Here is a 25,322-nt window from a genome sequence, read left to right on the forward strand (position 1 = left end):
ACGCCGTCAGCGTATGCCGTGTCGCCGGCCCCAGCCCGTGTCGAGGACGTGCCCGGCGACGTCCTCAGGCGAGCGACCGGACCACCGCGACGACGCCGATGGCGAGGGCTGTCGCCGCCATGAGCGCCGCGGTCGTCGTCGCGGTCGTGCCGCCCCGTCCCGGTCGCCGCGCCAACGCTGCGGCCGTCGCCGTGAACGCGGCGAGGAGGAGGCCGAGGGTCATGAGGTTGGCCGCGTCGCCGCGTCGCTGCGAGGAGTCGACCGCCTCGTGCTGGGCGGCGAGGAGTCGGTCGTAGTCCGCCGGCTCGGACGTCACCATCGCGACGACGTCGGCCGGGACCCCGTCGGACTCGGTGGGCGGCGCCGTCATCGCGCCCGCGACCTGCGCCCACGTCGACGCCGCGGCGGCGTCGGCCTTCGCGAGCTCGGGCTGGCCGGGCACGTCGTCTCCGACGGCAACGAACTGCCTTGCGAGAGAGAGCATCCCGAGCTGGACCTGCTCCTGCTGGCTCCGGAGCGCGAACGAGCTGTAGAGCTGGCTCGCGAGCAGCGAGCCCGTGATCGTCGTCGCCCGTCGTGACGACTCGGCGTCGTCGCGCGCAGACCCGCTCGAGAGCACGAGCTGGGCCGCGGTGAGGACCGGCAGCAGCAGCCACGCGACGAGAGCGACGGCGGCGGCCAGGCGCTGGGCCCGGGTCCGCTCCTGCCACGGCTGGGGCACGAGCCCGACGTCGTCGTCGCCCTCAGGCGTGCCCTGGGCGTGCGGGCCCGTCGCCGCCTGCGCCCGGTGACGGTGGCCCGCCGTGCGGACGACGACGAACGCGGCCGCGGCGACGACCGACATCGCAGCGAGCCGCAACGCCCACGCCGCTTGCGCGTCACCGTCGGCGACGGCGTCCTTGACGCCCTGAGGGTCGGCCCCCGTCAGGGTGAGCGCGTCCGCGAGACGCGAGCTCACGGCATACCCGTGGTCGCCCCGCTCGTAGTCCGCGGACAGCAGGGAGCTGCCCGCCTGCTGCAGCCCGGCTCGGAGCTCGCCGGCGGTCTTGCGCAGCGTCGCCGCCTCCGCGGCAGCGAGCCGGCTGCCGGGCGTCGCGAGACCCCGCGAGGTGACCGCGTCGGACGCGTCCTGGAAGGCATCGGCCCGCACCTCGAGCAGCGCGAGGTCGAGCGCGACCGGAGCTTGGTCCTGGTAGAGGTGACGCACCTCCTCGACGGTCAGGGCCATCGAGCGGGTCTCGAGCCGGGTCGACTGCAGCCAGTCGCCGCCCGCCTGGGCAGCCAGCCACGTGCCACCGGCGAGCAGCGCCGCGACGAGGACCGAGACGGCGACCTGCGCCGGGTTCGAGCGGATCCGCGCCGCCCACCCGTCCAGACGGCCGACGGCGCGTTCGGCCGGTGAGTCGGGGACGTTCACCGGGGTGCCTCCTGCGTCATCGGCTCGTAGGTCACCGCTCCGAACCTGCCGACGAGGACGAGGTTCTCTCCCTCCCGCGACCACCTGTACGTCTCCTTCGACAGGTCGTCGAGCGGGCGCCCGTCGTAGCTGCCGGACGGCGAGTCGGGATCGTGGAGGGTCTGCACGCCGCCCTGCGGGGTCAGCGTCAGCGTCGAGCCGGTCACGTCGACGACGCCCTTCGTGCCGATGTCGAACTCGAAGGTGCCGCTCGAGCGCGACTGCATCATGACCTCCGCCCGCTCGAACCGGCCGTCGGGCCGGAAGGTGTAGAGCACCTCGGCCGATCCCTGGTCGAGGCTGCGCCACGTGCCCTCGAGCTCGACCGGGACGGACGTCGCCCCCGGCACGGGCGCCGGGCTGGAGGTCGGGGTGGGCGTCGGGACGGGAGCCGACGTGGGGAGCGACGTGGGGAGCGGCTTGGGGGTGCGCGTGACCGTCACGGTCGTCAGGGGCGGCGTCGCACCCGGCTGTGCCGTCGAACACGCGGTGATCGACCACGGGACCACCGTCACCGCGGCGAGCGTGAGCATCGCGGTCCGGCGCCACCGGGTCCGGTCCGGTGGCTGCGAGGTCATGTGGTGGTCCATGTGCTCGGGCATCGGGCTCGCCCTCCTCGTACCGGGCGCCTCGACGGTGCCCCTTCTGAGCTGACGGTCGAGCCGGGCCGGTGATACGTGCCGACGGCGCCCCGTCGCCGGGCGGCGTGCGCACAATGGGCCATGGCGCTCGCGCTCTGCCTGCTGCTCGACCGCAGGTCCGACCGCGCCGTCCGCGCACTCTGGGAGCGGCTCGAGGAGGACGGCGTCCCGACGCTGCTCTCCCACACCCACGGCCACCACGTGCCCCACCTGTCGTATGCCGTCCTGCTGGCCTGGGACGAGGAGGCGGCCCGCGCCGCCGTGGCCGGGCTGGGCGACGGCGGCCCCGTCGAGGTCTCGGTGCAGGGCACGGTCGTCTTCCCGCGCGGACGCGTGGCGCTCGCCGGCTCGGCCTCGGTCRCTCTCGCCACCCGGCAGGCCCGCGCGGTCGAGGCGCTCCGGGCCACCGGCGCGACGATGCACCGCCACTACGAGCCCGGTCACTGGATGCCGCACGTCTCGGCCACGACCGGGGTGCCCGGGGCGCGGCTGCAGGTCGTCGTCGACGCGGTGTCCGACCGGCTGCCCCTGACGCTCCGGTGCGACCGGGCCGCTCTCATCGACACGACCGACGGCACGACGTGGGACCTGTCCGGAGTGCCCTGACGAGACCGGTATGAGTACCGGTGCCCAGTATCGACAGGGGTGCCCGTGTCTCTTCTCCCCGACCAACAAACCTTCGGGGAGAGACACACGACCATGCGCATCAGCTTCACGCCCGCCGAGAACGGCTTCGCCTTCAGCAACGGCTTCACCAACCACGTCCTCCGGATCCCGGCCGTCGGGGTCGACATCACGACCCGCGGCCGCTGCGGCGGCATGGCGGCCGCCGCCATGGACTACTGGTACGCCGGCCTCGCCATGTCGACGAACGGCACTCTGCCGCAGGACGGCTCGCTCGTCGCCGACTACATCTACGCCCGGCTCATGGACACCTTCGTCGACAACGGTCTGAAGTTCGTCCAGTACGCGACGAGCCTCGACCACCCGACCTGGCTGCGCGGCAAGGGCGTCGCCCGGATGACCCGCGAGGACGAGCTGCCCAAGCTCAGGGCGCGTCTCAACTCCGGCCAGCCGGTCCTGCTCGGCCTCACCCAGGCCCGCTCGGTCACCGAGCTCGGCAACGACCACCAGGTCGTCGCGTACGGCTGGGAGCAGGACAGCCGCTACACCTACGTCCTCGTCTACGACAACAACAACCCGGGCCAGGAGGTCCGGCTCAAGCTCACCACCGTCGACGACCCGGCCGAGCGCGCCATCACCGGCAGCAACGGCAAGACGTGGCGCGGGCTCTTCGTCGAGAGCTACACCCGCAAGGTGCCGGGCTACCTCGCCGACGGCCGCGTCATCCACGACTCGACCGACCCGCGCATCATGATGATCCGCGGCGGGGGCCAGTTCTGGGTGCCGTCGCCCGCGGAGTTCGACGCGTGCGGGCTGCGCTGGGACGCCGTCGTGTCGGCCAAGCCCGGGTCGATGGCCCACGTCGCGACCCACCCCGGCAACGGCACGCTCGTCCGCGAGCGCGGCACCGACCCGATCCACGTCGTCTACGGCGGCAAGGCCTTCTGGATCCCGTCGCCCGAGGTCTTCGAGGGTCTCGGCCTCGACTGGGGCAAGGTCCGCGAGATCCCGCAGGGGTCGCTCACCGGTCTGCGCCAGATGCCGCTCGACCGGACCCTGCTGCGCGAGCGGTCCGCCGACCCGGTGTGGCTCGTCGACGGCGGCCGCCTGCGTCACGTCACGAGCCAGGCCGTCATGGACCGGCTCGGCCTCGAGTGGGGCTGCGTCCGCGTCGTCCCCGACGGCGCTCTCACCGGTCTCGCGACGGGGTCGCCGATCAGCTGAGAAGGCCTGGGGGACTAGTCACTTCTGGTCTGTTTGTGCCATCTTGCGTCATTTCCACGAACTGCGCCGACACCGGCGTGTCACTCTGTCGCGGTCGCCCTGGGGCGGGACACTCGTTCCCAGGAAGACCAAGACTTCGACGGTTGGCCCGTTGTGGTACGTGAACCGTCACTGGTAGCCCGGACTCGCGAACGCGAGCCGGGCTCCAACACTTTCCGGGGTGTTTCGTGTCGGAACCGCCTCGGCGCCCGACTCGACGGTGACGCGGATCTCGCCGCGCGCCAACGGTTTCCGGACTACCGTGGAGATCATGAGGCGCCTCGTCGCACCGTTGGTCGCCGGCGCCGCGGTCCTGTCCGTGGTGACGCTGCGCTGGTCTGCGTTGCACTGGGGTGCGACGACCGAGGAGACGCGCGAGCACCTTCCGGGCGACGAGATCCTCCCGGTCGCCGGCCTCGTCGCGACGCGCGCCATCACCATCGAGGCGCCGCCCGAGGACGTCTGGCCGTGGGTCGTGCAGCTCGGCGCCGACCGGGGCGGCTTCTACAGCTACGACCGGCTCGAGAACCTCGCCGGCTGCCGACTGCACAGCGCCGACACCATCGTCCCCGAATGGCAGCAGCTCGCCGTCGGTGACCTCGTGCGCCTCCACCCGCAGGTCGCTCTGGCCGTCGCCTCGGTCGAACCCGGGCGCTCACTCGTGCTGCACGCCGCGCCGGACGTGACCGGCGACCCGGAGGCCGCGCCGTACGACTTCACGTGGTCGTTCGTCCTGCGCCGGCACCCGCACCGCGCGACACGGCTCATCACCCGCGAGCGCTTCGCCTACACCCACCGCTGGTCGCCGCTCCGCGTCGAGCCGGTCTCGGCCGCGAGCTCCCTCATGAGCCAGAAGATGCTCCGCGGCATCCGCGACCGCGCCGAGCGCGCGGCCATGGCGTAGGCCGCGGTCTCCGTGCGCGTGCGATCGCGAATCAGGCGGCCGACGCCTCCGTGGCGACCACCCGCCGTCCCCGCGCGAAGTAGGCGAGCGGTCCGACGAAGTTGATCGCGATGATCGCGGCCCACTTTCCCTTGCTCCCCACGATCTCGCTCGCCGGCCGTCGGGCCAGGTCGGCCCAGGCCGTCGCCGCCAGCGACAGCTGAACGCAGCCCGCGACGAGGATCGCCCGCTGCTGGCCGCTCGTCAGGTCCGACCACTTCTTCTGTGCCATGACCCCTCCTCAGGGACGGTGGAGCTCTCGGTGCTGGAACGCGGGTGGCAAGACGGATGCAGGATCGACCCTCAACGCAGGATCGCCCGGAAGGCGTCGAGGAGGATCTCGAGCTCCATCTCGCCGACGACGAGCGGGGGAGCGATGCGCACCGTCGAGCCGTGCGTGTCCTTGACGAGGACGCCGTGCTCGAGAAGTCGGTGCGACGCCTCGCGCCCGGTCATGAGGCCCGGGTCGAGGTCGACGCCGGCCCAGAGGCCGCGGCAGCGCACCGCGTCGACGCCGTGCCCGATCAGGTCGCGCAGCCCGTCGTCGAGCAGCGCGCCGAGGTGCCGCGCCCGCTGCTGGAACTCGCCGGTCGAGAGCAGTCCGACGACCGCCTGCCCGACCGCCGCCCCGAGCGGGTTGCCGCCGAAGGTCGACCCGTGGCTGCCGGGCGTGAAGACGCCGAGCACGTCACGGTCCGCGACGACGGCCGACACCGGGACGATGCCGCCCCCGAGCGCCTTGCCGAGGACGTAGATGTCGGGCACGACGCCCTCGACGTCGCAGGCGAAGGTCGTGCCGGTGCGACCGAGCCCCGACTGGATCTCGTCGGCGACCATGAGCACGTTCCGGTCCCGGGTCAGCCGGCGCACGTCGCGCAGCCACCCGTCGGGCGGGAGGATGACGCCGCCCTCGCCCTGGATCGGCTCGAGGAGCACGGCGACGGTCTCGTCGGTGATCGCGGCCTCGACCGCCGCGAGGTCGCCGAAGGGCACCATGTCGAAGCCGGGTGTGTAGGGGCCGTAGTGGTCGTGCGCGAGCGGGTCGTCGGAGAAGCTGACGATCGTCGTCGTGCGGCCGTGGAAGTTGCCGGCCATGACGACGATCCGGGCCCGTCCGTCCGGCACGCCCTTGACCTCGTAGCCCCACCGTCGCGCCGTCTTGATCGCCGTCTCGACGGCCTCGGCGCCGGTGTTCATCGGCAGCACGAGCTCCTTGCCGGCGAGGGTCGCGAGGTCCCGGCAGAAGGGTCCGAGCCGGTCGCTGTGGAAGGCGCGGCTCGTCAGCGTCAGCCGGTCGAGCTGCGACCGGGCCGCGGCGACGAGCGTCGGGTGGAGGTGACCGAAGTTGAGGGCCGAGTAGCCGGCCAGCGCGTCGAGGTAGCGGCGACCGTCGACGTCGGTGACCCAGGCGCCTTCGGCAGACGCGATGACGACGGGTAATGGGCTGTAGTTGTTGGCGATCCAGCTCTGCGCCAAGGAGACGTGCTCGTGCGTGGTCCCGGTTCGTGCCGCCGTGTCGCTCACCCTTCGATCGTGGCACCGGACCGCTTCGGTGGTGGCCGAATGTGACTCGAAACCGGGGTGATCCCGCTCTCGGACCATCGCCGCCACGACGCCCCGGTGGGACACTCGGAGAGGCGGGTCCCGCAGCCAGGACTACCCGTGGTGAGGTGTGTCGGTCACGTCGGTGACCCAGCCGTGGAGATGGCCATGAGCACCACCAGCCCCAGCACCGACACTCACCGTGCAGCCCGGACTCGCGTCGTCATCCTCGGCGCTGCCGGCCGGGACTTCCACGACTTCAACGTCGTCTTCCGCGACGACCCTGCCTCCGAGGTCGTCGCCTTCACCGCGACGCAGATCCCCGACATCGACGGCCGCCGCTATCCGCCCGAGCTCGCGGGATCGCTCTATCCGCAAGGCATTCCGATCGTCGCGGAGTCCGAGCTGCCCGACCTCGTCGAGCGGGAGCACGTCGACGTCGTCGTCTTCGCCTACTCCGACGTGCGGCACGAACAGGTCATGCACCTCGCATCACGCTGCATCGCTGCCGGCGCCGACTTCCGTCTCCACAGCGCGCGGCGCACGATGCTACGCAGCACGAAGCCCGTGGTGGCCGTGACCGCCGTGCGCACGGGCGTCGGCAAGAGCCAGACGACGCGCTACCTCGCCCGGTTGCTCCTCGACCTCGGCCAGCGCGTCGTCGCGGTCCGGCACCCGATGCCCTACGGCGACCTCGCCGCCCAGGCGTGCCAGCGCTTCGCGACCTACGCCGACCTCGACCGCCACGACTGCACGATCGAAGAGCGTGAGGAGTACGAGCCGCACCTCGACGCGGGCGTCGTCGTCTACGCCGGTGTCGACTACGAGCGGATCCTGCGCGAGGCCGAGCAGGAGGCCGACGTCATCCTCTGGGACGGCGGCAACAACGACCTCCCCTTCTACGTCCCCGACCTCCACGTCGTCCTCGCCGACCCGCTGCGACCCGGCGACGAGGCGGCCTACCACCCGGGCGAGGCCAACGTCCGGATGGCCGACGTCGTCGTCATCGCGAAGTGCGACTCGGCACGCACCGCCGACATCGAGGCGGTCGAGGCATCGGTGCGCGCCCTCAACCCCCGTGCCACGGTGCTGCGCGCCGACAGCCCGGTCACCGTCGACGATCCCGCCGCCGTCCACGGCCGCCGCGTCATCGTCGTCGAGGACGGACCGACCCTGACGCACGGCTCGATGACCTACGGCGCCGGCGTCGTCGGCGCGCGCGCGGCCGGTGCCGCCCTGATCGTCGACCCGACCCCGTATGCCGTGGGGTCCATCGCCGCGACCTACGCGAAGTACCCGAACGCGCGGGGCGTCCTGCCGGCCATGGGCTACGGCGGGGGCCAGGTGCGCGACCTCGAGGCGACGATCCGGTCGGCCGTCGTCGCGGGCGAGTGCGAAGCCGTCGTCAGCGGCACGCCCATCGACCTCACCCGGGTGCTGACGGTGCCCGCACCCCTCGTGCGGGCTCGCTACGAGCTGCGYGAGATCGTGCCCGGTGGCCTCGCGGCCGCGCTCCGGACCGCGCTGCCCCTCGACGTCCAGGACGTCCTCGGCACCCATGCGGACTCCACGTTGGCGGGGAGCGCGTCATGACCACGCCGACCGAACACCTGCCCTCCGACTCTCGCGACCACCGGAGCGGCCACGAGCTCGACCCCCGAGCGCCCGTACCCCAGCGAGGGCGGCGTGCGGGCTACGCCGGGTCGCTCCTCACGAGCCTCGTCATGCTCCTGCTCATCAACGTCTGGCCCGGCTGGGAGGTCGTGCCGTTCCTCACCCCGCGCACCGTCCTCGTCATCGGCGCGGTCAACGCCTCGATCATCGCGAGAGCCATCGCCGACCTCGTCAACGTCGTCGTCGACGAGCCACGACCGCGGGCCTTCGGCGACATCATCTCCATCGGCTTCGGCCTCATCGCCCTGGTGCAGATGTGGCAGGTCTTCCCGCTCGACGTCATCGGCACCGGCTGGGAGGTCGTCGCGCGCGTGCTGCTCGCGATCGGCGTCGTCGGCAGCGTCGTCGGGATCGTCGAGGCCATCGTGCGGCTCGTCACGGGCCGCTTCCCGAGGATGTGATCGTCGTGACCGCCACCAGTCCCAACCCCTCCAACCCCTCCAACCCCTCCAACCCCATGGCCCCTCCCGGCACGACGGGTGGGTTCCATCCCGCTGGGCGCCACATCGCGGCCCTCGTCATCGGCTGCCTGCTCATCCTGCCCGGGCTGGGTCTGCTCCTCGGCGGCGCCGGCCTCGCCATCACGTATGCCGTGGGGCGGGACGACGCGGGCTACCTCTCCCTGACGCTCCCTGCCCTCACGAGCCAGTCGCCGGCCATCACGGCCGAGGACATCGTCGTCGAGACGGGTCCCGACGTGCCCGCCTGGGTGCTCGACCGGCTCGACCTCGACCTCCGGCTCACGGCACGTCCGCTCGCGTCCGGGACCGACGTGTTCCTCGGCGTGGCACCGTCCGGCGACCTCACGGCATACCTCCAGGGCGTCGCCCACGAGCAGGTCGTCGGCATCGCGCGGGCCCGCGACGGGAGCGCGAGCGCCGCTGTGCTGCGGGCGACTCCGGGCGCCTCGACCGTGGCCGCCCCGACGACGCAGACCTTCTGGACCACCTCGGCCACCGGTGCCGGCCAGCAGCAGCGTCCTGGCGCGTCACCGGGGGCCAGTGGGCCGCCGTCATCATGAACGCCGACGGGAGCGCCGGGGTCGCCGTCGCCGCGACCGTCGGGGTGCGGGCCGGCTTCCTCCTGCCCCTCGCTCTCGTCATGCTCGGGATCGGTCTCGTCCTGACGGGGATCGCCGTGGCCCTGATCGTCCGCGGCGCGAACGGCACCAGGCCGCCCCAGGCCGGCGGCATCGCGCCGCCGGACGGCGGCCTGCCCGCCCCGACCGTCGAGGCGTCTCCCGTCGCCGCACCGGCGTCGCTGCCGACGCACCCCCGAGCCGTGAGTCCGGTCGCGCTCGACGCGCGCCTCGACGAGCCGCTCTCGCGGTGGCTGTGGCTCGTCAAGTGGTTCCTCGCGATACCGCACGTCATCGTGCTCGGCTTCCTGTGGATCGCGTTCTCGGTCGTCAGTGTCTTCGCGTTCTTCGCGATCCTCGTCACCGGGCGCTACCCCCGCGGGCTCTTCGACTTCAACCTCGGGGTGCTCCGGTGGACCTGGCGCGTGTCCTACTACGCGAGCAGCGGCGGCCTCGGCACCGACCGCTACCCGCCGTTCAGCCTCGACGACGAGCCCGACTATCCGGCGCGGCTCGACATCGCCTACCCGGGGCGGCTCTCGCGGGGTCTCGTCCTCGTCAAGTGGTGGCTGCTCGCGATCCCGCACTACCTCATCGTCGGCCTGCTCGTCGGTGGCGGCTCGTGGGCGTGGACCTGGGCGAGGGACACCGACGGGAACGGTCGCCTCAACATCCTGAGCGGAGGCCTGCTCGGACTGCTCGTCCTCGTCGCGGGGCTGTCGCTCCTCTTCGCCGGCCACTACCCGCGAGCGCTCTTCGACCTCGTCGCCGGCCTCAACCGGTGGGTCTACCGCGTCATCGCCTACGCCGCGCTCATGACGGACGTCTACCCGCCGTTCCAGCTCGACGAGGGTGGTGCCGAGGTGCCCCAGGGACTGCCGGGACCGCCGCCACCCCCGACGCTCCCGCCGCCGGTGGCCGACGACGCCGTCCGCCCGACCGGCCCCACCCGGGTCAGCTGACCGGCTGACCTCGCCGCAGCGCTCCTGCCGCCTCGGTCAGGGGCGGCGGCGAGGTCGCGACAGTGCGAGCCCGAGACCCGCGACGGCGACGATCGGACCGATGACGGCCCACAGCGTGTTGCCCGACATCGCGCTGCCGCCGACGTAGCCGAGACCCTGCAGCGTCCACAGCGCTCCGACGAGCAGCACGAGGACGCCGACGATGACGCGGACCGGGCGGGTCATGACCGGACCCGCAGGTAGGTGCTCATGTGCCGACGCTACGTCGCCGGACCCGCCCCGTCACCTCACGCGCCAGCGGCCAACCGAAGCCGTATGCCGTCGCCGACCACCATCGGTCACGCGCTCGCCCGATGCCGGTCGACGCGTACGCCCCTGTCGGTCACCGGGCGGGCTTAGCCTCCGGAGCATGACAATGCCGTCCCTCGACCGGCGCACCCTCCTCAAGGGTGTGGCCGCGGCCACCGCCGCCCTCGCCGTCCCCCGCGTCTTCGACCCGGCCGCCGCTGCGGCGCCGGCGAGTCGGGGCATCTTCGGCTACGGGGTCGCCAGCGGTGACCCCACCGCCGACTCCGTCATCATCTGGACCCGCGCCACGCCACCGGCCCGCCCCGGAGAGCCCGTCGCCACTCCGGGCAGCGGCCTGGGCCGGTCGATCCCGGTGCGCTGGCAGGTCGCCCGCGACCAGCGCTTCACGCGGATCGCCGCCCACGGCACCGTCATGACCTCGCCCGACAGCGACCACACGGTCAAGGTCGACGTCACCGGGCTCGACCCCTACACGCGCTACTTCTACCGCTTCCAGTCGCTCGGTGAGTTCAGCGACGTCGGGCGCACCCAGACCGMCGGCGACATTTCGGGCGAGACCCACGCGCTGCGGATGGCCCTCGTCAGCTGCAGCAACTACACGGGCGGCTTCTTCACGGCCTACCGCGCCATCGCCGCCCGCGACGACCTCGACTTCGTGCTCCACGTCGGCGACTACATCTACGAGTACGGCAACGGCGCCGACCGCTACGGCCCCGCCGCGCTCGTCGGCGTCCGCGACGGCCAGCCCGCGACCGAGACCATCGACCTGACCGGGTACCGGCTGCGCCACGCGCTGCACAAGGCCGACCCCGACGCGCAGGCCGCGCACCAGAAGCTGCCGTGGATCACGATCTTCGACGACCACGAGGTCGCCAACAACGCGTGGGCCGGCGGCGCCCAGAACCACCAGGCGGGCGAGGGCGACTACCTCGCGCGCCGGGCCCGGGCCATGCAGGCCTACCTCGAGTGGATGCCGTTCCGGATGCCCGACCAGTCCGTGCTGCACCGGGGCACGCGCTTCTTCAAGCGGTTCACGTTCGGAGCCCTCGGCGACCTGTCGATCCTCGAGACGAGGCAGAACCGCAGCGCCCAGGTGACCGTGCCCGACGTGCCGTTCGACGGGTTCGTCCCGATCGGGGTCAGCCCGGCGATCGACGGGGCCATCGCCTCGGCGGCCCGGCACCTGCCCGAACCGGAGCAGCTGAGCTGGCTCAAGGACGGCCTCGCCGAGCAGGGGCGCCAGTGGCACCTGCTCGGCAACCAGGTCATGGTCGCGCCGGTCCTCTACCCGGGTGCCGCGCTCGGCGCCCCCGGTCTGACCTTCGTCAACGCCGACCAGTGGGACGGCTACACCGCCGACCGCAGGAGCCTGCTCGACCACCTCGCCGCGCAGCCCCCGGCCGCCGGCGACGCGGTCGTGCTGACCGGCGACATCCACGCGTCGTTCTCGTGCGACCTGCCCGTCACGTCGTCACCCGGCCAGACGGCCTACGCCTCCGCGGGGGTCGAGTTCGTCTGCCCGTCGGTGACGAGCGACGGCTTCTTCGAGGTGCTCGGGCGCACGCCGCAGCTCGCCGGACAGCCGCCCGAGGTCGTCGTCGCCGTGACCCGGCAGGCCATCGGCGCGGCGCAGCAGCTCAACCCGTGGCTGCGCTACATCGACGGGGTCAGCCACGGCTACGTCGTCATCGACGTGACGCCCGAGCGCGTGCAGGCCGACTACCACCACACCCCGGTGCCGACGAGCGCCCAGCCCGACCCGCGCGTCGTCCCGACGATCGTGCCCACCTACACGCGCAGCCTCCAGACGCTCGCGGGCACACGCCGCCTCTCGCCGGCGACCGGGCCGGTCGGCCCGCGCTCGGACCTGCCCCGGGGCGGCTGACCTCCGGCACGGCAGCGCCCACTCGCCGCTCGTGGTCGAGTGGGCGCTGACGTGCGCGTGCGGTGTGGGTCAGCCCTGAGCGGCGAGGTGCGCGTCGATCCAGTCGACGATCTCGACCTCGACCTCGTCGCGGTTCGTCTCGTTGAGGATCTCGTGGCGGGCCTGCGGCCACAGCTTCACCGTGACGTCCTGCACCCCGAGCCGTCGCAGCTGGTCGGCGACCTGCTGCACGCCCTTGCCGTTGGCGCCGACCGGGTCCTGGTCGCCCGAGGCGAGGTGGACCGGCAGGTCCTTGGGGATGCGCGAGGCCACACGGTCGGTGTTGACCGACCCGAGCCCGCGCAGCAGGTCGGCGAATCCGCCTGCGCTGAAGACGAATCCGCAGTCGGGGTCGTTGACGTACTTGTCGACCTCGGCCGGGTCCCTCGAGAGCCAGTCGAAGTCGGTGCGGGTCGGCTTGAACGCCGAGTTGTACTGCCCGAAGCTCAGCGTGTTCATCAGGCCGCTCGCGTGCTCGTGCCCGCGGAGCCGGGCCTGGGTCGAGGCGAGGAAGACGCCGACCTTGCCGATGGCGCCGGCGCCCCCGGCGGTGCCCGTCAGCACGAGGCCGGCGAGCTCGGGACCGTACTGGGCGGCATACCCCCTCGAGATGAACGAGCCCATGCTGTGGCCGACGAGGACGACGGGCCGTCCCGGCTGTTCCTCGCGGGCCTTGTCGGTGACGGCGTGCAGGTCGTCGATGACCGTCTGCCAGCCGTCCCGCTCGGCGAAGGAGCCGCGTGGGCTCGACGTCTTGCCGTGCCCGCGGTGGTCGGAGCCGTAGACGGCATGCCCGTGGTCGGTGAGGCGCTGGGCGAAGCGGGCGTAGCGGCTCGAGTGCTCGGCGAGGCCGTGCGCGATCTGGACGACCGCCCTCACGTCGCCGTCGGGGAGCCACCGGTTGACGAAGACGTCGGTGCCGTCGGGCGTGGTCAGCGTGAACGTGCTGCTCTGCATGGATCGTCCTCGATCTGCTCGGTGACTGGCCGTCGAGCGGCAGCGTATGCCGTCCGCCGCGTCTCGGGGGAGCGTCTGCCCACGAGGTGGCTCGGGCGTCGGGCCGGCCGCCCGCATTGCCCGTTTCGCCGACATCACCGTCTGGAAACCACAGAAACGGGTGCCCGAATCTATTTACTTCACGCCGCACCGGTGGTTTCCTTGTGGGACGAGCCCCAGAGGGCACGATGGGAACCACACAGGACGAAGGAGTCCGATGTACGCAGCGGAGCGGCAGCAGCGGATCATCGCTGAGGCGCGTCGCGCCGGCCGGGTCGAGGTCACCGCCCTCGCCGACTCGCTGGGTGTCGCCGCCGAGACCGTGCGCCGCGACCTCACCGCCCTCGAACGCCGCGGCTCCCTGCGCCGGGTCCACGGTGGCGCGATCCCCGTCGAGCGCCTCGAGGTCGAGCCGACCTTGGCCACGCGGTCCGGCCGCCTCGCCGACGTCAAGCGTCGCATCGCAGCCCGTGCGCTCGACGAGCTGCCCAGCGGCGGCAGCATCATCCTCGACGGCGGCTCGACCACCCTGGCCGTCGCCGAGATGCTCCCGCCCGACCTCGACCTCACGGTCCTCACCAACAGCCTCGCCGCGGCGACGGTCCTCTCGACCCACCCCGGCATCACGCTGTACCTCCTCGGTGGACGCGTCCGCGGCACGACCGGCGCCGCCGTCGGCGACTGGGCCACGGGCGCCCTGGCCGACGTCGTCGTCGACGTCGCCGTCATCGGCACCAACGGCCTGTCCGTCGTCCGGGGCCTCACGACGCCCGACCAGTCCGAGGCCCTCGTCAAACGCGCCATGGTCACCGCCGCCCGCAAGTGCGTGGTCCTCGCCGACTCGAGCAAGGCCGGCGACGACCACCTCCACCGATTTGCCCAGCTCGCCGACGTCGACGTCGTCATCAGCGACACCGACCTCGACGACGACGTCGCCGCCGAGATCCGAGCGGCCGGACCGGAAGTGGTGACCGCATGATCGTCACGTTCACGCCCAACCCGAGCATCGACCGGGCCGTCCTCATCGACGTGCTCCGTCCCGGCGAGGTGCACCGCGCCACGAGCAGCCGGATCGACCCGGGTGGCAAGGGCGTCAACGTCTCCCGCGTCCTCGCCGCGCAGGGCAGCTCGACCGTCGCGGTCATCCCGAGCGGCGGGCCCGAGGGCCACCTGCTCGAGCAGCTGCTCGACAGCGCCGGTGTCGCCTACGCGTCCGTGCCGGTCGGTGGCTCGGTCCGGATGAACATCAGCGTCCTCGAGCCGGACGGCACGACGACGAAGCTCAACGAGCCCGGCCCCGACCTGTCCGCCGCCGAGGTGGAAGCGCTGCTGGCCACCACCCTCGATCGCGCCACCGGCGCGCAGTGGGTCGTCGGCTGCGGCAGCCTCCCGCCCGGCGCCTCGACCGACCTCTACGCCGGCCTCGTCAGGCGCGTGCGCGAGCGCGGCGGGCGGATCGCCATCGACTCGTCAGGCGCACCGTTCGCCGCGGCCGTGGCCGCGAAGCCGCACCTCATCAAGCCCAACCACGAGGAGCTCGCCGAGCTCGTCGACCACGACCTGCCCACCCTGGGCCACGTCCGGGACGCGGCCCGAGAGCTCGTCGCCGGCGGCATCGACGTCGTGGCCGTCAGCCTCGGCGGTGACGGGGCCCTGCTCGTGACGGCCGACGACTGCGCCCACGGCCACGCGTCGATCACGGCACCCTTGTCCACGGTGGGCGCCGGCGACTGCATGCTGGCCGGCATGCTCCACGGCCTGTCGACCGGTCAGGACCCGGCCGACGCGCTCCTGACGGGCGTGACGTGGGGTGCCGCGGCGGTCACCCTCCCCGGAAGCCGGGTGCCCAAGCCCGAGGACCTCGACGGCATACGCGCCGAGCTGACGCGCGAGCCCGACTTCGGCCGTGTCCTCTCCTGACACGGCACGACCACTGATGCCGAACACCTGATCGCCTCATCCTCCGAAAGGAAAACGCATGTCCCTCATCACCGAAGACCAGGTCGTCCTCGACCTCACCGGTGCCGACCGCCACGAGGCGACCCGGAAGCTCGGCGAGCGCCTCGTCGCGTCCGGCAGGTGCACCGACCTCGACACCTTCCTCAGCGACGTGCGCAAGCGCGAGGAGACGATGGCGACCGGGCTTCCCGGCGGCATCGGCATCCCGCACGCGCGCAGCGCCGCCATCACCGAGCCGTCGCTCGTCTTCGGCCGCACGGACGGCATCGACTGGGGCGCCAAGGACGGTCCTGCGACGCTCGTGTTCCTCATCGCCGCGCCTGAGGCCGGCGGCGACGCGCACATGCAGATGCTGCCCAAGCTCGCCCGCGCCCTCATGAAGAAGGACTTCAAGGCCGCGCTCGCAGCCGCGACGACCGAGGCCGAGGTCGTCCGCATCGTCAGTGCCGAGGTCGAGCTCGACCAGCCCGTCATGGCGGCCGCGGCCGCCGGAGCCGGTGCCGGTGCCGGTGCTGCCCGCACGGACACCACCGGCGCCGCAGCGCCGGCGGCCAAGCGCGCGCTCAACCTCGTCGGGGTCACCTCGTGCCCGACCGGCATCGCCCACACCTACATGGCGGCCGAGGGCCTCGAGAACGCCGCCAAGGCCGCCGGCCACACGATGAAGGTCGAGACCCAGGGCTCGGCGGGCTCCAAGCCGCTCAGCGCGGCCGAGATCGCCGCCGCCGACGCCGTGATCTTCGCGCACGACCTGCCCGTCAAGGATGCCGGCCGCTTCGCCGGAAAACCGCTCGTCGACGTGGGCGTCAAGAAGGGCATCTCCGACGGCCCGGCCCTCGTCTCCCAGGCCGAGCAGCTCGTCACCGAGTGGGACGCCGACCCGAGCAAGCGCGAGACCGCCGTCGCCGCCGCAGCCGCCGCAGGTCCGTCCGGTGGGCTCGTCTCGAAGGTCGAGAGCGGCTCGAGCACGGGCACGATGATCCGCCAGTGGCTGATGACGGGTGTCTCCTACATGATCCCGTTCGTCGCGGCCGGCGGCATCCTCATCGCCCTGTCGTTCATGCTCGCCCAGGTCGCGATCGGTGAGCAGGGCCCGATCGAGATCGTGAAGTACAACCTCACCTCGACCGACCAGTACAACATCGCGCAGACCTTCAGCGCGTTGAGCCTGACGTCCTGGGCTGCCCTGCTCTTCGTCATCGGCAACGCGGCCTTCGGCTTCCTCGTGCCGATCCTCTCGGGCTTCATCGCCTTCGCCATCGCCGACCGGCCCGGTCTGGTCCCGGGCATCGTCGGTGGCGCCGTGGCCTCGACCATGGGTGCCGGATTCATCGGTGGTCTCGTCACCGGTGTGCTCGGCGGTCTCGTCGCCCGGTGGGTCTCGAACTGGAACGTCGCCAAGGGCGTGCGAGGCATCATGCCCGTCGTCGTCATCCCGCTCCTGTCGTCCTTCATCACGATCGGACTCTTCATCACCGTGCTCGGCCGCCCGATCAAGGGCCTGACCGACGCGCTCAACACGTGGTTGACGGGCATGTCGGGCGCGAGCGCGATCATCCTCGGTGTCATCCTCGGCGCGATGATGGGCTTCGACCTCGGTGGGCCCGTCAACAAGGTCGCCTACGCGTTCGCCACGACCGGTCTCGCAGCCGCAGGTGCCGCCACCGACGCGCCGCAGCTGAAGATCATGGCGGCCGTCATGGCGGCCGGCATGGTCGCGCCGCTCGCGATGGCGCTCGCCACGACGGTGCGTCCGAAGCTCTTCTCGGAGCCGGAGCTCGAGAACGGCAAGGCGGCCTGGTTGCTGGGAGCGTCGTTCATCTCCGAGGGCGCGATCCCCTTCGCCGCCGTCGACCCGATCCGCGTCATCGCCGGCTCGGTCGTCGGCTCGGCGATCACGGGAGCGCTGGTCATGGTCTTCGGGTCGACGCTGCGAGCCCCGCACGGAGGCATCTGGGTGCTGCCGCTCATCGGCAACTTCCTGCTCTTCCTGCTGGCGCTCGTGATCGGCGTCCTCGTCATGGCGTCGATCGTCGTCGCCCTCAAGTCGCGTGACACCCACCTTGCAGAGGTCGAGGCGAGCGCTACGGTCTGATCAGGGCGTGAGCTCGATCGCCGTCTGATCCACATCGACAGCACGACCACTCTGAATCCATAGAAGGAGCACGTCCATGGCAACCCGCACCGTCACCATCGCCTCCTCGGTGGGCCTCCACGCCCGCCCGGCCGCTCTCTTCGTCGAGGCCGCGAGCGCGTCCGGGCTCGACGTCGAGATCGCCAAGCCCGGCGAGGACCCCGTCGACGCGACGAGCATCCTCGGCGTCATGGCCCTCGGGGCCAGGCACGGCGAGGAGGTCGTCCTGACGGCTGAGGGCGACGGCGCCGACGAGACGCTGGACTCGCTCGTCGACCTCCTCTCGCGCGACCTCGACGCGGAGTAACGAGGATGGCCGAGTCGGAGACCCGTTCGGAGCCCTCTTCGGAGACCAGGCACGGCATCGGTGTCAGCCCGGGCACGGCGTACGGGCCGGTGGTGCAGGTCGCACCACCGGTCCGGCCGCCGGCCGACGAGACCGCGGTCGACGACGAGGAGGCGGCGCTCGCCGACGTACGCGCGGCCTTCGAGTCGGTCGCCGTCTCGCTCGAGGAGCGGGCGACCCGGGTCGACGACACGGCCCAGCAGATCCTCAAGGCGACCGCCCTCATCGCCCGCGACAAGGGCCTCGTCAAGGCCGCGGCCAAGGAGCTCGCCGCCGGGCACGGCCGGGCGCACTCCATCGAGAACGCCGTCGAGACGTATGCCGCCCAGTTCGAGGCGCTCGGCGGCTACTTCGCCGAGCGGGTCGCCGACCTGCGGGACGTCGGGTCGCGCGCGGTCGCCGCGGTGCTCGGGGTCCCCGCCCCCGGCGTACCCTCCTTCACCGAGCCCAGCGTCATCGTCGCCGAGGACCTCGCGCCCGCCGAGACGGCGACGCTCGACCGTCGACTCGTCGTCGGGATCATCACCGAGGCCGGCGGCCGGACGAGCCACACGGCAATCCTCGCCGCGCAGATGGGCATCCCCGCCGTCGTCCAGCTCGCCGGGGCCACCGAGATCGCCGCGGGCACGCCCGTCGCGCTCGACGGCGACACCGGTGAGGTGACGATCGACCCCGACATGGAGCTCGTCACCGCCCAGCGGGAGCGGGCTGCGCGTCGCGCCGAGGCGTTGTCGCACCTCTCCGGTCCTGGTCGCACGTCCGACGGCGCCGAGGTCGCGCTGCTCGCGAACATCGGCGGCGTCGAGGACGCCGTCGCGGCCGGCGCCCAGGACCTCGAGGGGGTCGGGCTCTTCCGTACCGAGTTCGTCTACCTCTCGGCGACGAAGGCACCGACGGTCGAGGAGCAGACCGAGATCTACCGCGGCGTCTTCGCGCCGTTCGAAGGCCGACGCGTCGTCGTGCGCACCCTCGACGCCGGCGCCGACAAGCCGCTCAAGTTCGCCGACCTCGGGCCGGAAGAGAACCCCGCGCTCGGGCGTCGCGGCCTGCGGCTCTCGGCCGAGCGGCCCGACCTGCTCGACGCCCAGCTCGAGGCGCTCGCCATCGCCGCCCGCGAGACCGGGGCCGACGTGCGCGTCATGGCCCCGATGGTCGCAACGGCGGAGGAGGCCGCGTGGTTCGCGCGCCGCGTCCGCGAGAACGGGCTGCCCAAGGCCGGCGTCATGATCGAGGTGCCCGGCGCAGCGCTGCGGGCCCACGACGTGCTCGGCGAGGTCGACTTCGGCTCGCTCGGCACCAACGACCTCGCTCAGTACACGATGGCCGCCGACCGCATGCAGGGCGCGCTGTCCGACCTGCTCGACCCGTGGCAGCCGGGCGTCCTCGACGTCGTCGGGCTCGCGTGCGAGGGGGCCGCCCGAGCCGGCCGCCCCATCGGGGTCTGCGGCGAGTCAGCCGGTGACCCCCTGCTCGCCCTCGTCCTCGTCGGCCTCGGGGTCTCGTCGCTGTCGATGGCGCCGAGCAAGGTGCCGGTCGTGCGCCTGGCCCTGTCGCTCCACTCCGTGGCCGAGTGTCAGGACCTCGCGGCCGCAGCTCGCGGTGCGCGCACCGCCATCGACGCCCTCACGGCCGTGCGCGAGGCCGCTCGGACGGAGCTCACCGACCTGCTCTGAGCCCGTTGCCCTGAGACGACCTGGGCCGGGTCGTGGCCGCTAGCGCGGCTGCGACTCGGCGAAGGTCTTGAAGGCCTCCATCATCGACAGGCTCTGCTTCGGGAAGCTCTTGGCGAGCACGAGGCCGACGACCTTCATGACGCCGTGGAACTCGAAGTCGTTGTGGGTCACCCAGCGCGTGGCATCAGGGCCGGCCTCGTGAAACTCGTTGCGCGTCGTCGAGTGGACGCCCTTGGCGTCGTAGGTGCCCTCGAACGCATACGGCAGGTCCCGGCGCGTCACGGTCTCGACCATCTCGAGGGTGCCGCGCCCACGCCGGAAGGTCAGCCGCGACTGGGCCCCCGGGTGACCCGGCTCGCCGTGGATCGGCTCGAACGAGACGAGGCCCTCCTGCCACTTCGGCAGGTTGTCCGGGTCGTCGAAGAGCTCGATGAACCGCGCCCGCGGCACCTGGACGACGACCTCCTGGGTGAACTGCATCCTCGAACGCTACTGCCGATGCGGGGAACCGTCAGCGACCCGCGGGTGACCACCTTCATACGTCCGGAACGGTTGGACGCCAAGGCGGCTCGATAGAATCGAGGTGGACGTCGACACCGGCGCCCACGCGGCAAAGGAGCTCGGCATGAGCACGTCCAGCCTCTTCATGGATCGGGTCCGTCTCGAGGACGGGTACCACGAGGACGACCTTCCCTTCATCGAGCACGCGCTGAGCCAGCTGTTCACCCAGCTGGAGCGCTTCGACCCGTCGATGGTCCACATCGGGCTGCGGGTCAAGGACCGTGGCCAACCGGGCATGCACACCTCCGTCGAGGTCTGCATCAGCGGTCTGCCGACGGTGATCGGCGTCTCCCACCTCACCGACACCAAGGCCGCGCTCAACGACGCCGAGACGAAGGTCGTGTCCCAGCTGCGCGAGGCCGCCGACCGACACCACGACCGCCGACCTCGCCAGCCCCGCCACTGACGCGGCACCGAAGCGGCACTGACGCGGCACCTGACTCGGCCGAGACGCGCTGTCGCTCAGTCGGATCCGGCGGAGAGGACGTCGGAGAGGTCGTAGCTGACGGGCTCGTCGAGCTGGTCGAAGGTGCACGACTCGGGGGTGCGATCCTCACGCCACCGGACGAACTGTGCCGTGTGCCGGAAGCGCGTGCCCTCCATGTGGTCGTAGCGCACCTCGACCACCCGCTCGGGCCGCAGCGGCACGAAGGAGAGGTCCTTCTGGTTGTTCCAGCGGGAGTGCTCCGACGACCGCGGAGTGCGTACGCCGCCGGTGTCCTCCGCGGGAGCAGCCCAGTTCCAGGGGTGCTCGTCCCACTCGGCGACGAGCGGCTGGAGCTCCTCGAAGATCTCCTTGCGGCGGGCCATGGGGAAGGCGCCGATGACACCGACCGAGGCGAGCTGCCCGTCCTCGCCGTAGAGCCCGAGCAGGAGCGAGCCGATGGCGTCGGGCCCGCTCTTGTGGACCCGGTAGCCGGCGACGACGCAGTCGGCGGTGCGCTCGTGCTTGATCTTGAACATGAGGCGCTTGTCGGGCTCGTAGGCGATGTCGACCGGCTTGGCGATGACCCCGTCGAGCCCGGCGCCCTCGAACTGGGTGAACCAGCCCCTGGCGACGTCGCGGTCGGCGGTCGCGGCGGTCAGGTGGACCGGAGCCTCGGCCGTGGCGAGGGCCTTCTCGAGCGCGGCCCGGCGCTCGGCGAACGGCTTGTCGAGGTAGGACTCCTCACCGAGTGCGAGGAGGTCGAAGGCGATGAAGGACGCCGGGGTCTCGGCGGCGAGCTTCTTGACGCGTGAGGCCGTCGGGTGGATGCGCTGCTGGAGCAGGTCGAAGTCGAGCCGGTCGCCGGACTCGGGCGAGACGAGGACGATCTCGCCGTCGATGACGCACTTGTCGGGGAAGTTGGCGAGCACCGCCTCGACGACGTCGGGGAAGTAGCGTGTCATCGGTTTCTCGTTGCGCGACCCGATCTCGACGAGGTCGCCGGAGCGGAAGATGATCGACCGGAAGCCGTCCCACTTCGGCTCGTAGAGCACGTCGACCTTCACGGCCGTGAAGTCCTTGACCGGCTTGGCGAGCATCGGGGACACGGGAGGGACGACCGGCATGCCCCACGTCGTGCGGAGATCGGCGTCACGCTCCGCCTTGGGAGCCATGTACTCCGTATCCGCCTTGTCCTGCCGGCGCTTGCTCGGCTGGACGCGCGGCGGCTCGCCGGGCATCTTCGGGTAGTCGGGCGGGAAGTTCAGCTCGCCGAGCCCGCGATCACTGACGTCCTTGTCCCACAGGGCGATCGCGGCCGCGACGTCACCCACCTCGTCGTCGATGCCGGCCCAGGCGTCGCCGCGGTCGGCGATGAGCTGCGGCACGGTGCGCACCGTCAGCTCCTTGGGGTCGACGGACCCGAGCTCGTCCCACGTCACCGGCGTCGAGACCGGCGCACCCGGGAGCGGCCGGGGGGAGTAGGCCGAGGCGATGGTGCGGTCGCGGCAGGCTTGGTTGAAGTCGACGAAGATCTTCTCGCCGCGCTCCTCCTTCCACCACGAGGTCGTCACGAGGTCGGGGAGTCGCCGCTCGAGCTCGCGCGCGATGCCGATGACGCCGTGGCGCACGTCGAGGAACTCGTGGGTCGGCGCGACCCGCGCGTAGACGTGCACGCCGCGGTTGCCGGACGTCTTGGCCCATGCGGTCAGCCCGATCTCGGCCATCACCTCGCGCAGCGCGACGGCGGCCTCGACGGCGTCCTTGAAGCCGCGCCCCGGCTGCGGGTCGAGGTCGATGCGCAGCTCGTCGGGCTTGTCGACGTCGGCCGTGCGGACCGGCCACGGGTGGAAGGTGATGGTGTTCATCTGCGCGGCCCACACGGCGTCGGCGATCTCGTCGATGACGAGCTGCGGGTGCTTGCGGCCCGACGGATAGGTGCACATGACGGTGCGCGTGCCGTCGGGCACGCCCTTGGGCGGGTTCTTGGAGAAGAACTCCTCGCCCTCGATGCCCTCCGGGAAGCGCTGGAGCGTCACCGGCCGGTCGCCGAGCGCTCGGAGCATCGGGTCGGCGACGGCGACGAGGTAGTGCGCCATGTCGAGCTTCGTCACCGGCTGGCCGTCCGCCATCCCGGACGCCGGCCACAGCACCCGGTCGGGGCTCGAGACGCGGACCTCCCGCACGCCCGACGGGCTCGACGGACTGGGCGCTTCGACGACGACGGGCTTGGCGCTCACCCGCCGATCGTAGCCACGAGGTGCGACCACGGGACGGACCACGCGCTGTGCATTGGGTCAGGGGGTGACTCAGTTCCGCGGGAGCCGGACGAACCGGCCGTGAGTCACGGGGTGACCCAATGCACAGGGTGCCGACGGGGGCACCCTGCTCGCGGCGCGCCCGGAGCGGGTACGTCGTGCCCATGACCCAGGCGCCCACACTCCACAACCTCGGTGGCGAACGCTTCGTGCTGCTGACGACCTACCGCCGCAACGGCGAGCCGGTCCCGACCCCCGTGTGGGTGCTGCCCGACGCCGGCGCCGCGATCGTCAGCACCCCCGAGGGTGCCGGCAAGCTCAAGCGCCTGCGCCACGACCCACGCGTCACGCTGCAGCCGTGCGACCGTCGGGGCAACGTCAAACCCGACGCGCCCGTCGTCGAGGGCCGCGCCGAGATCATCCGCGACTCCGCCGCCTCCGAGGCCGTCAACCGCCGGCTCAGCCGCAAGTACGGCGTCGAGTTCCGCATCTTCATGGCCATCGAGTGGGTCGTGCGTCGCGGCAACAGCACGCGCGTCGTCGTCCGGATCACTCCGACCGACTGAGCGTGACGAGGGTCAGCTGCGCGCGACGAGGCTGACGACGTTCGCGAGGGCGATGAGCACCGCCGCGACGAACGGCAGCCGCCCGCGCCCCACGACGGCCACGACAGCGAGGGCCACGCACGCCGCGAGCAGTCCCAGCCCCGTGGCGTCGAGACCGGGGCCGTATGCCGCCACGACCGACCCCGCGAGCAGCACCGCGGGTGCGAGCCACCGCACGACCCGAGACCCGAGCCGGTGCGGCAGCCCGCGCACCCCGGTCGCCTCGTCGTCGGCGAGGTCGGGCAGGGCGTTGAGCAGGTGGGCGCCCACCCCGAGCAGGGCCCCGGTCACGAGCACCCACGCCGGCGGCCAGACGGGGTGGGGGAGGGCGAGCGTGACGACGGCCGGCAGCGCGGCGAACGCGACGGCATACGGCAGCGGGGAGAGCGCGGTGCGCTTGAACCACAGGTTGTAGGCCCAGCCGGACGCGACGCCGAGGAGCAGGTGGACGAGGCCCGAGGCCCAGCCGCACGCGAGCGACAGCACGACGCACGCGGCCAGGGCGGCCGCGCAGGCGGCCCGGACGACCCGCTCGGTCACGGCGCCGGCGGCCAGGGGCTTGTCGGTGCGCCCCACGGCGCGGTCCCGGCGCGCGTCGACGAGGTCGTTGGACCACCCGATCGACAGTTGGCCGGTGAGCACGGCCGCGGTCACGAGGACGCCACGAGCCAGCGTGTGCCCGGCCGACCAGGCGAGCAGCGCCGTGAGCACGGTGACGGCCACGGTCGGGCCCGGATGGCAGGCCAGCGCCAGTCCTCGCACCGTCCGCCGCACCGCCACGCGCCGAGCCTAGGTGTCCACGGGGCCGAGCGCCCCGACGGCCGCTGTCCAACGTCGCCCCCCGGGTGCGTCGGCGACGCCTAGGCTGGCCGGGTGAGCCACCTAGCGGCCGTCCGCGGCGTCCTGCCCGAGCACAGCTACGCGCAGGCCGAGGTCACGGAGGCCTTCGCCGACGTGCTCGGATCGACGGGGTCCGACCGAGCGCTCCTCGAGCGGTTCCACGCCAACGCCGGGGTGAGCCAGCGTCACCTCGCCCTGCCACTCGAGCGCTACTGGCAGCTCGCGGACTTCGGGGCGGCCAACGACGAGTTCATCCGGGTCGCCACCGAGCTCGGCTCGCACGCCGTCACCAAGGCGCTCGCGGCGTGCGGTCTCACCCCGCGGGACGTCGATCTCATCATGTCGACGACGATCACCGGCCTCGCCGTCCCGTCGATCGAGGCCCGGGTCGCCGCCGAGATCGGGCTGCGCGACGACGTGAAGCGCGTCCCGCTCGTCGGTCTCGGGTGCGTCGCCGGTGCCGCCGGTGTGGCCCGCGTCCACGACTACCTCCTCGGCCACCCCGCCGACGTCGCGGTGCTCCTCTCGGTCGAGCTGTGCAGCCTCACGGTCCAGCGCGACGACCGGTCGACCGCGAACCTCGTCGCCAGCGGCCTCTTCGGCGACGGGGCCGCCGCGGTCGTCATGGTGGGGGCCGACCGCGCCGCCGCGCTCGCGCCCGGCCAGCCGCGCGTCGTCGCCACCCGCAGTCGCCTGTACCCCGGGACCGAGCGCGCCATGGGCTGGGACGTCGGCGCGACGGGGTTGCGTATCGTCCTCGGCGCCGAGGTCCCCGACCTCGTGCGCGAGAACGTCCGCGACGACGTCGACCGTTTCCTCGCGGGCGAGGGCCTGACCCGCGCCGACATCGGCTGGTGGGTCGCCCACCCCGGCGGCCCCAAGGTCCTCGAGGCGATGCAGGAGGCCCTCGAGGTGGACCGCGAGGCGCTCGGCGTCACGTGGAGCTCGCTCGACCGCATCGGCAACCTCAGCTCCGCGTCCGTGCTCCACGTGCTCGCCGACACCCTCGCCGACCACACCCCCGAGCCCGGCTCGTGGGGCGTGCTCATGGCGATGGGCCCCGGCTTCTGCCTCGAGCTCGTCCTGCTCCGCGCGGCCGACTGACAGGAG

General features: G+C 72.3%; 25 protein-coding genes. 16 read left to right on the top strand and 9 right to left on the bottom strand.

Features of this window, described 5'->3' with window-relative positions; genetic code table 11:
• Window positions 1–64 precede the first annotated feature (64 nt).
• Both AB4Y83_RS01440 and AB4Y83_RS01445 read right to left on the bottom strand, forming a co-directional pair.
• A complete protein-coding gene (locus AB4Y83_RS01440; RefSeq protein WP_442295825.1) occupies window positions 65–1,417 on the bottom strand; it encodes a hypothetical protein in 1,353 nt (450 codons plus the stop codon).
• On the bottom strand, window positions 1,414–2,034 hold the full coding sequence (locus tag AB4Y83_RS01445) for a hypothetical protein (RefSeq protein WP_442295826.1): 621 nt from the start codon (window positions 2,032–2,034) through the stop codon (window positions 1,414–1,416). The genes AB4Y83_RS01440 and AB4Y83_RS01445 overlap by 4 nt, the downstream gene beginning before the upstream one ends.
• A 144-nt stretch (window positions 2,035–2,178) precedes the next feature.
• Between AB4Y83_RS01445 and AB4Y83_RS01450 the strand changes: the two genes are divergently transcribed.
• From AB4Y83_RS01450 to AB4Y83_RS01460, 3 genes are all read left to right on the top strand, one after another.
• On the top strand, window positions 2,179–2,703 hold the full coding sequence (locus AB4Y83_RS01450) for a 2'-5' RNA ligase family protein (RefSeq protein WP_442295827.1): 525 nt from the start codon (window positions 2,179–2,181) through the stop codon (window positions 2,701–2,703).
• A 93-nt stretch (window positions 2,704–2,796) separates the two neighbouring features.
• Window positions 2,797–3,945, top strand: coding sequence for a hypothetical protein (locus tag AB4Y83_RS01455; RefSeq protein ID WP_442276660.1), 1,149 nt, complete (start codon window positions 2,797–2,799; stop codon window positions 3,943–3,945).
• A gap of 310 nt (window positions 3,946–4,255) precedes the next feature.
• Window positions 4,256–4,888 (top strand): SRPBCC family protein, encoded by a 633-nt coding sequence (locus AB4Y83_RS01460; RefSeq protein WP_442295828.1) that lies wholly within the window; start codon window positions 4,256–4,258, stop codon window positions 4,886–4,888.
• 31 nt (window positions 4,889–4,919) lie between these two features.
• Here AB4Y83_RS01460 and AB4Y83_RS01465 read toward each other — a convergent pair whose 3' ends face one another.
• The gene (locus AB4Y83_RS01465) at window positions 4,920–5,159 is read right to left on the bottom strand and encodes a hypothetical protein (RefSeq protein WP_056779221.1); all 240 of its coding nucleotides are present in this window, start codon (window positions 5,157–5,159) and stop codon (window positions 4,920–4,922) included.
• Between the two features lie 71 nt (window positions 5,160–5,230).
• On the bottom strand, window positions 5,231–6,451 hold the full coding sequence (gene rocD / locus AB4Y83_RS01470; RefSeq protein WP_442276662.1) for an ornithine--oxo-acid transaminase: 1,221 nt from the start codon (window positions 6,449–6,451) through the stop codon (window positions 5,231–5,233).
• Between the two features lie 186 nt (window positions 6,452–6,637).
• On the opposite strand from rocD, the gene AB4Y83_RS01475 reads away from it, so the two are divergent.
• The 4 genes from AB4Y83_RS01475 to AB4Y83_RS01490 are packed head-to-tail and all read left to right on the top strand — an operon-like array spanning window position 6,638 to window position 10,183.
• The gene (locus AB4Y83_RS01475) at window positions 6,638–8,062 is read left to right on the top strand and encodes a cyclic 2,3-diphosphoglycerate synthase (RefSeq protein ID WP_442276663.1); all 1,425 of its coding nucleotides are present in this window, start codon (window positions 6,638–6,640) and stop codon (window positions 8,060–8,062) included.
• Window positions 8,059–8,544: a hypothetical protein gene (locus tag AB4Y83_RS01480; protein ID WP_442276664.1), complete on the top strand. Its 486-nt coding sequence runs from the start codon at window positions 8,059–8,061 to the stop codon at window positions 8,542–8,544. The genes AB4Y83_RS01475 and AB4Y83_RS01480 overlap by 4 nt, the downstream gene beginning before the upstream one ends.
• Before the next feature lie 5 nt (window positions 8,545–8,549).
• Window positions 8,550–9,164: a hypothetical protein gene (locus AB4Y83_RS01485; protein WP_442295829.1), complete on the top strand. Its 615-nt coding sequence runs from the start codon at window positions 8,550–8,552 to the stop codon at window positions 9,162–9,164.
• The gene (locus AB4Y83_RS01490; RefSeq protein ID WP_442295830.1) at window positions 9,161–10,183 is read left to right on the top strand and encodes a DUF4389 domain-containing protein; all 1,023 of its coding nucleotides are present in this window, start codon (window positions 9,161–9,163) and stop codon (window positions 10,181–10,183) included. The genes AB4Y83_RS01485 and AB4Y83_RS01490 overlap by 4 nt, the downstream gene beginning before the upstream one ends.
• A gap of 36 nt (window positions 10,184–10,219) precedes the next feature.
• Here the strand turns inward: AB4Y83_RS01490 and AB4Y83_RS01495 are convergent, their stop codons facing one another.
• Window positions 10,220–10,408 carry a hypothetical protein gene (locus AB4Y83_RS01495; protein ID WP_020141819.1) on the bottom strand — a complete coding sequence of 63 codons (189 nt, stop codon included), beginning with the start codon at window positions 10,406–10,408 and terminating at the stop codon, window positions 10,220–10,222.
• Between the two features lie 184 nt (window positions 10,409–10,592).
• Between AB4Y83_RS01495 and AB4Y83_RS01500 the strand changes: the two genes are divergently transcribed.
• Complete coding sequence (locus tag AB4Y83_RS01500; protein WP_442295831.1) at window positions 10,593–12,377, top strand: alkaline phosphatase D family protein; 1,785 nt, start codon at window positions 10,593–10,595, stop codon at window positions 12,375–12,377.
• A 69-nt stretch (window positions 12,378–12,446) separates the two neighbouring features.
• Here AB4Y83_RS01500 and AB4Y83_RS01505 read toward each other — a convergent pair whose 3' ends face one another.
• Entirely contained in the window at window positions 12,447–13,373 is a 927-nt protein-coding gene (locus AB4Y83_RS01505; protein ID WP_442295832.1) for an alpha/beta hydrolase, read from the bottom strand.
• 256 nt (window positions 13,374–13,629) lie between these two features.
• On the opposite strand from AB4Y83_RS01505, the gene AB4Y83_RS01510 reads away from it, so the two are divergent.
• The 5 genes from AB4Y83_RS01510 (at window position 13,630) to ptsP (ending at window position 19,524) form a co-directional block, all read left to right on the top strand.
• Entirely contained in the window at window positions 13,630–14,391 is a 762-nt protein-coding gene (locus AB4Y83_RS01510; RefSeq protein WP_256792930.1) for a DeoR/GlpR family DNA-binding transcription regulator, read from the top strand.
• The gene (gene pfkB, locus AB4Y83_RS01515) at window positions 14,388–15,332 is read left to right on the top strand and encodes a 1-phosphofructokinase (protein WP_442276669.1); all 945 of its coding nucleotides are present in this window, start codon (window positions 14,388–14,390) and stop codon (window positions 15,330–15,332) included. Before AB4Y83_RS01510 ends, pfkB begins: the two co-directional genes overlap by 4 nt.
• 58 nt (window positions 15,333–15,390) lie before the next feature.
• Window positions 15,391–17,466 carry a PTS fructose transporter subunit IIABC gene (locus AB4Y83_RS01520; protein ID WP_442276670.1) on the top strand — a complete coding sequence of 692 codons (2,076 nt, stop codon included), beginning with the start codon at window positions 15,391–15,393 and terminating at the stop codon, window positions 17,464–17,466.
• A 76-nt stretch (window positions 17,467–17,542) separates the two neighbouring features.
• Complete coding sequence (locus tag AB4Y83_RS01525; protein WP_256792927.1) at window positions 17,543–17,812, top strand: HPr family phosphocarrier protein; 270 nt, start codon at window positions 17,543–17,545, stop codon at window positions 17,810–17,812.
• A 5-nt stretch (window positions 17,813–17,817) separates the two neighbouring features.
• Window positions 17,818–19,524 carry a phosphoenolpyruvate--protein phosphotransferase gene (ptsP, locus tag AB4Y83_RS01530; RefSeq protein WP_442276671.1) on the top strand — a complete coding sequence of 569 codons (1,707 nt, stop codon included), beginning with the start codon at window positions 17,818–17,820 and terminating at the stop codon, window positions 19,522–19,524.
• A gap of 39 nt (window positions 19,525–19,563) precedes the next feature.
• Here the strand turns inward: ptsP and AB4Y83_RS01535 are convergent, their stop codons facing one another.
• Window positions 19,564–20,004 (bottom strand): SRPBCC family protein, encoded by a 441-nt coding sequence (locus AB4Y83_RS01535; RefSeq protein ID WP_442276672.1) that lies wholly within the window; start codon window positions 20,002–20,004, stop codon window positions 19,564–19,566.
• Window positions 20,005–20,149: 145 nt separating this feature from the next.
• On the opposite strand from AB4Y83_RS01535, the gene AB4Y83_RS01540 reads away from it, so the two are divergent.
• Window positions 20,150–20,491, top strand: coding sequence for a hypothetical protein (locus AB4Y83_RS01540; protein WP_235508532.1), 342 nt, complete (start codon window positions 20,150–20,152; stop codon window positions 20,489–20,491).
• A gap of 56 nt (window positions 20,492–20,547) precedes the next feature.
• Here the strand turns inward: AB4Y83_RS01540 and AB4Y83_RS01545 are convergent, their stop codons facing one another.
• A complete protein-coding gene (locus AB4Y83_RS01545) occupies window positions 20,548–22,749 on the bottom strand; it encodes an ATP-dependent DNA ligase (protein ID WP_442295833.1) in 2,202 nt (733 codons plus the stop codon).
• Window positions 22,750–22,931: 182 nt separating this feature from the next.
• Here AB4Y83_RS01545 and AB4Y83_RS01550 point away from each other — a divergent pair, with 182 nt between their 5' ends.
• Window positions 22,932–23,333, top strand: coding sequence for a PPOX class F420-dependent oxidoreductase (locus AB4Y83_RS01550; protein ID WP_056779166.1), 402 nt, complete (start codon window positions 22,932–22,934; stop codon window positions 23,331–23,333).
• A 12-nt stretch (window positions 23,334–23,345) separates the two neighbouring features.
• Here AB4Y83_RS01550 and AB4Y83_RS01555 read toward each other — a convergent pair whose 3' ends face one another.
• Window positions 23,346–24,152: a UbiA family prenyltransferase gene (locus AB4Y83_RS01555; protein ID WP_442276675.1), complete on the bottom strand. Its 807-nt coding sequence runs from the start codon at window positions 24,150–24,152 to the stop codon at window positions 23,346–23,348.
• 93 nt (window positions 24,153–24,245) lie between these two features.
• On the opposite strand from AB4Y83_RS01555, the gene AB4Y83_RS01560 reads away from it, so the two are divergent.
• The gene (locus tag AB4Y83_RS01560; RefSeq protein WP_442276676.1) at window positions 24,246–25,316 is read left to right on the top strand and encodes a type III polyketide synthase; all 1,071 of its coding nucleotides are present in this window, start codon (window positions 24,246–24,248) and stop codon (window positions 25,314–25,316) included.
• Window positions 25,317–25,322 lie beyond the last annotated feature (6 nt).

The organism is Terrabacter sp. RAF57, from assembly GCF_052113925.1.
Classification (GTDB): Bacteria; Actinomycetota; Actinomycetes; order Actinomycetales; family Dermatophilaceae; genus Terrabacter.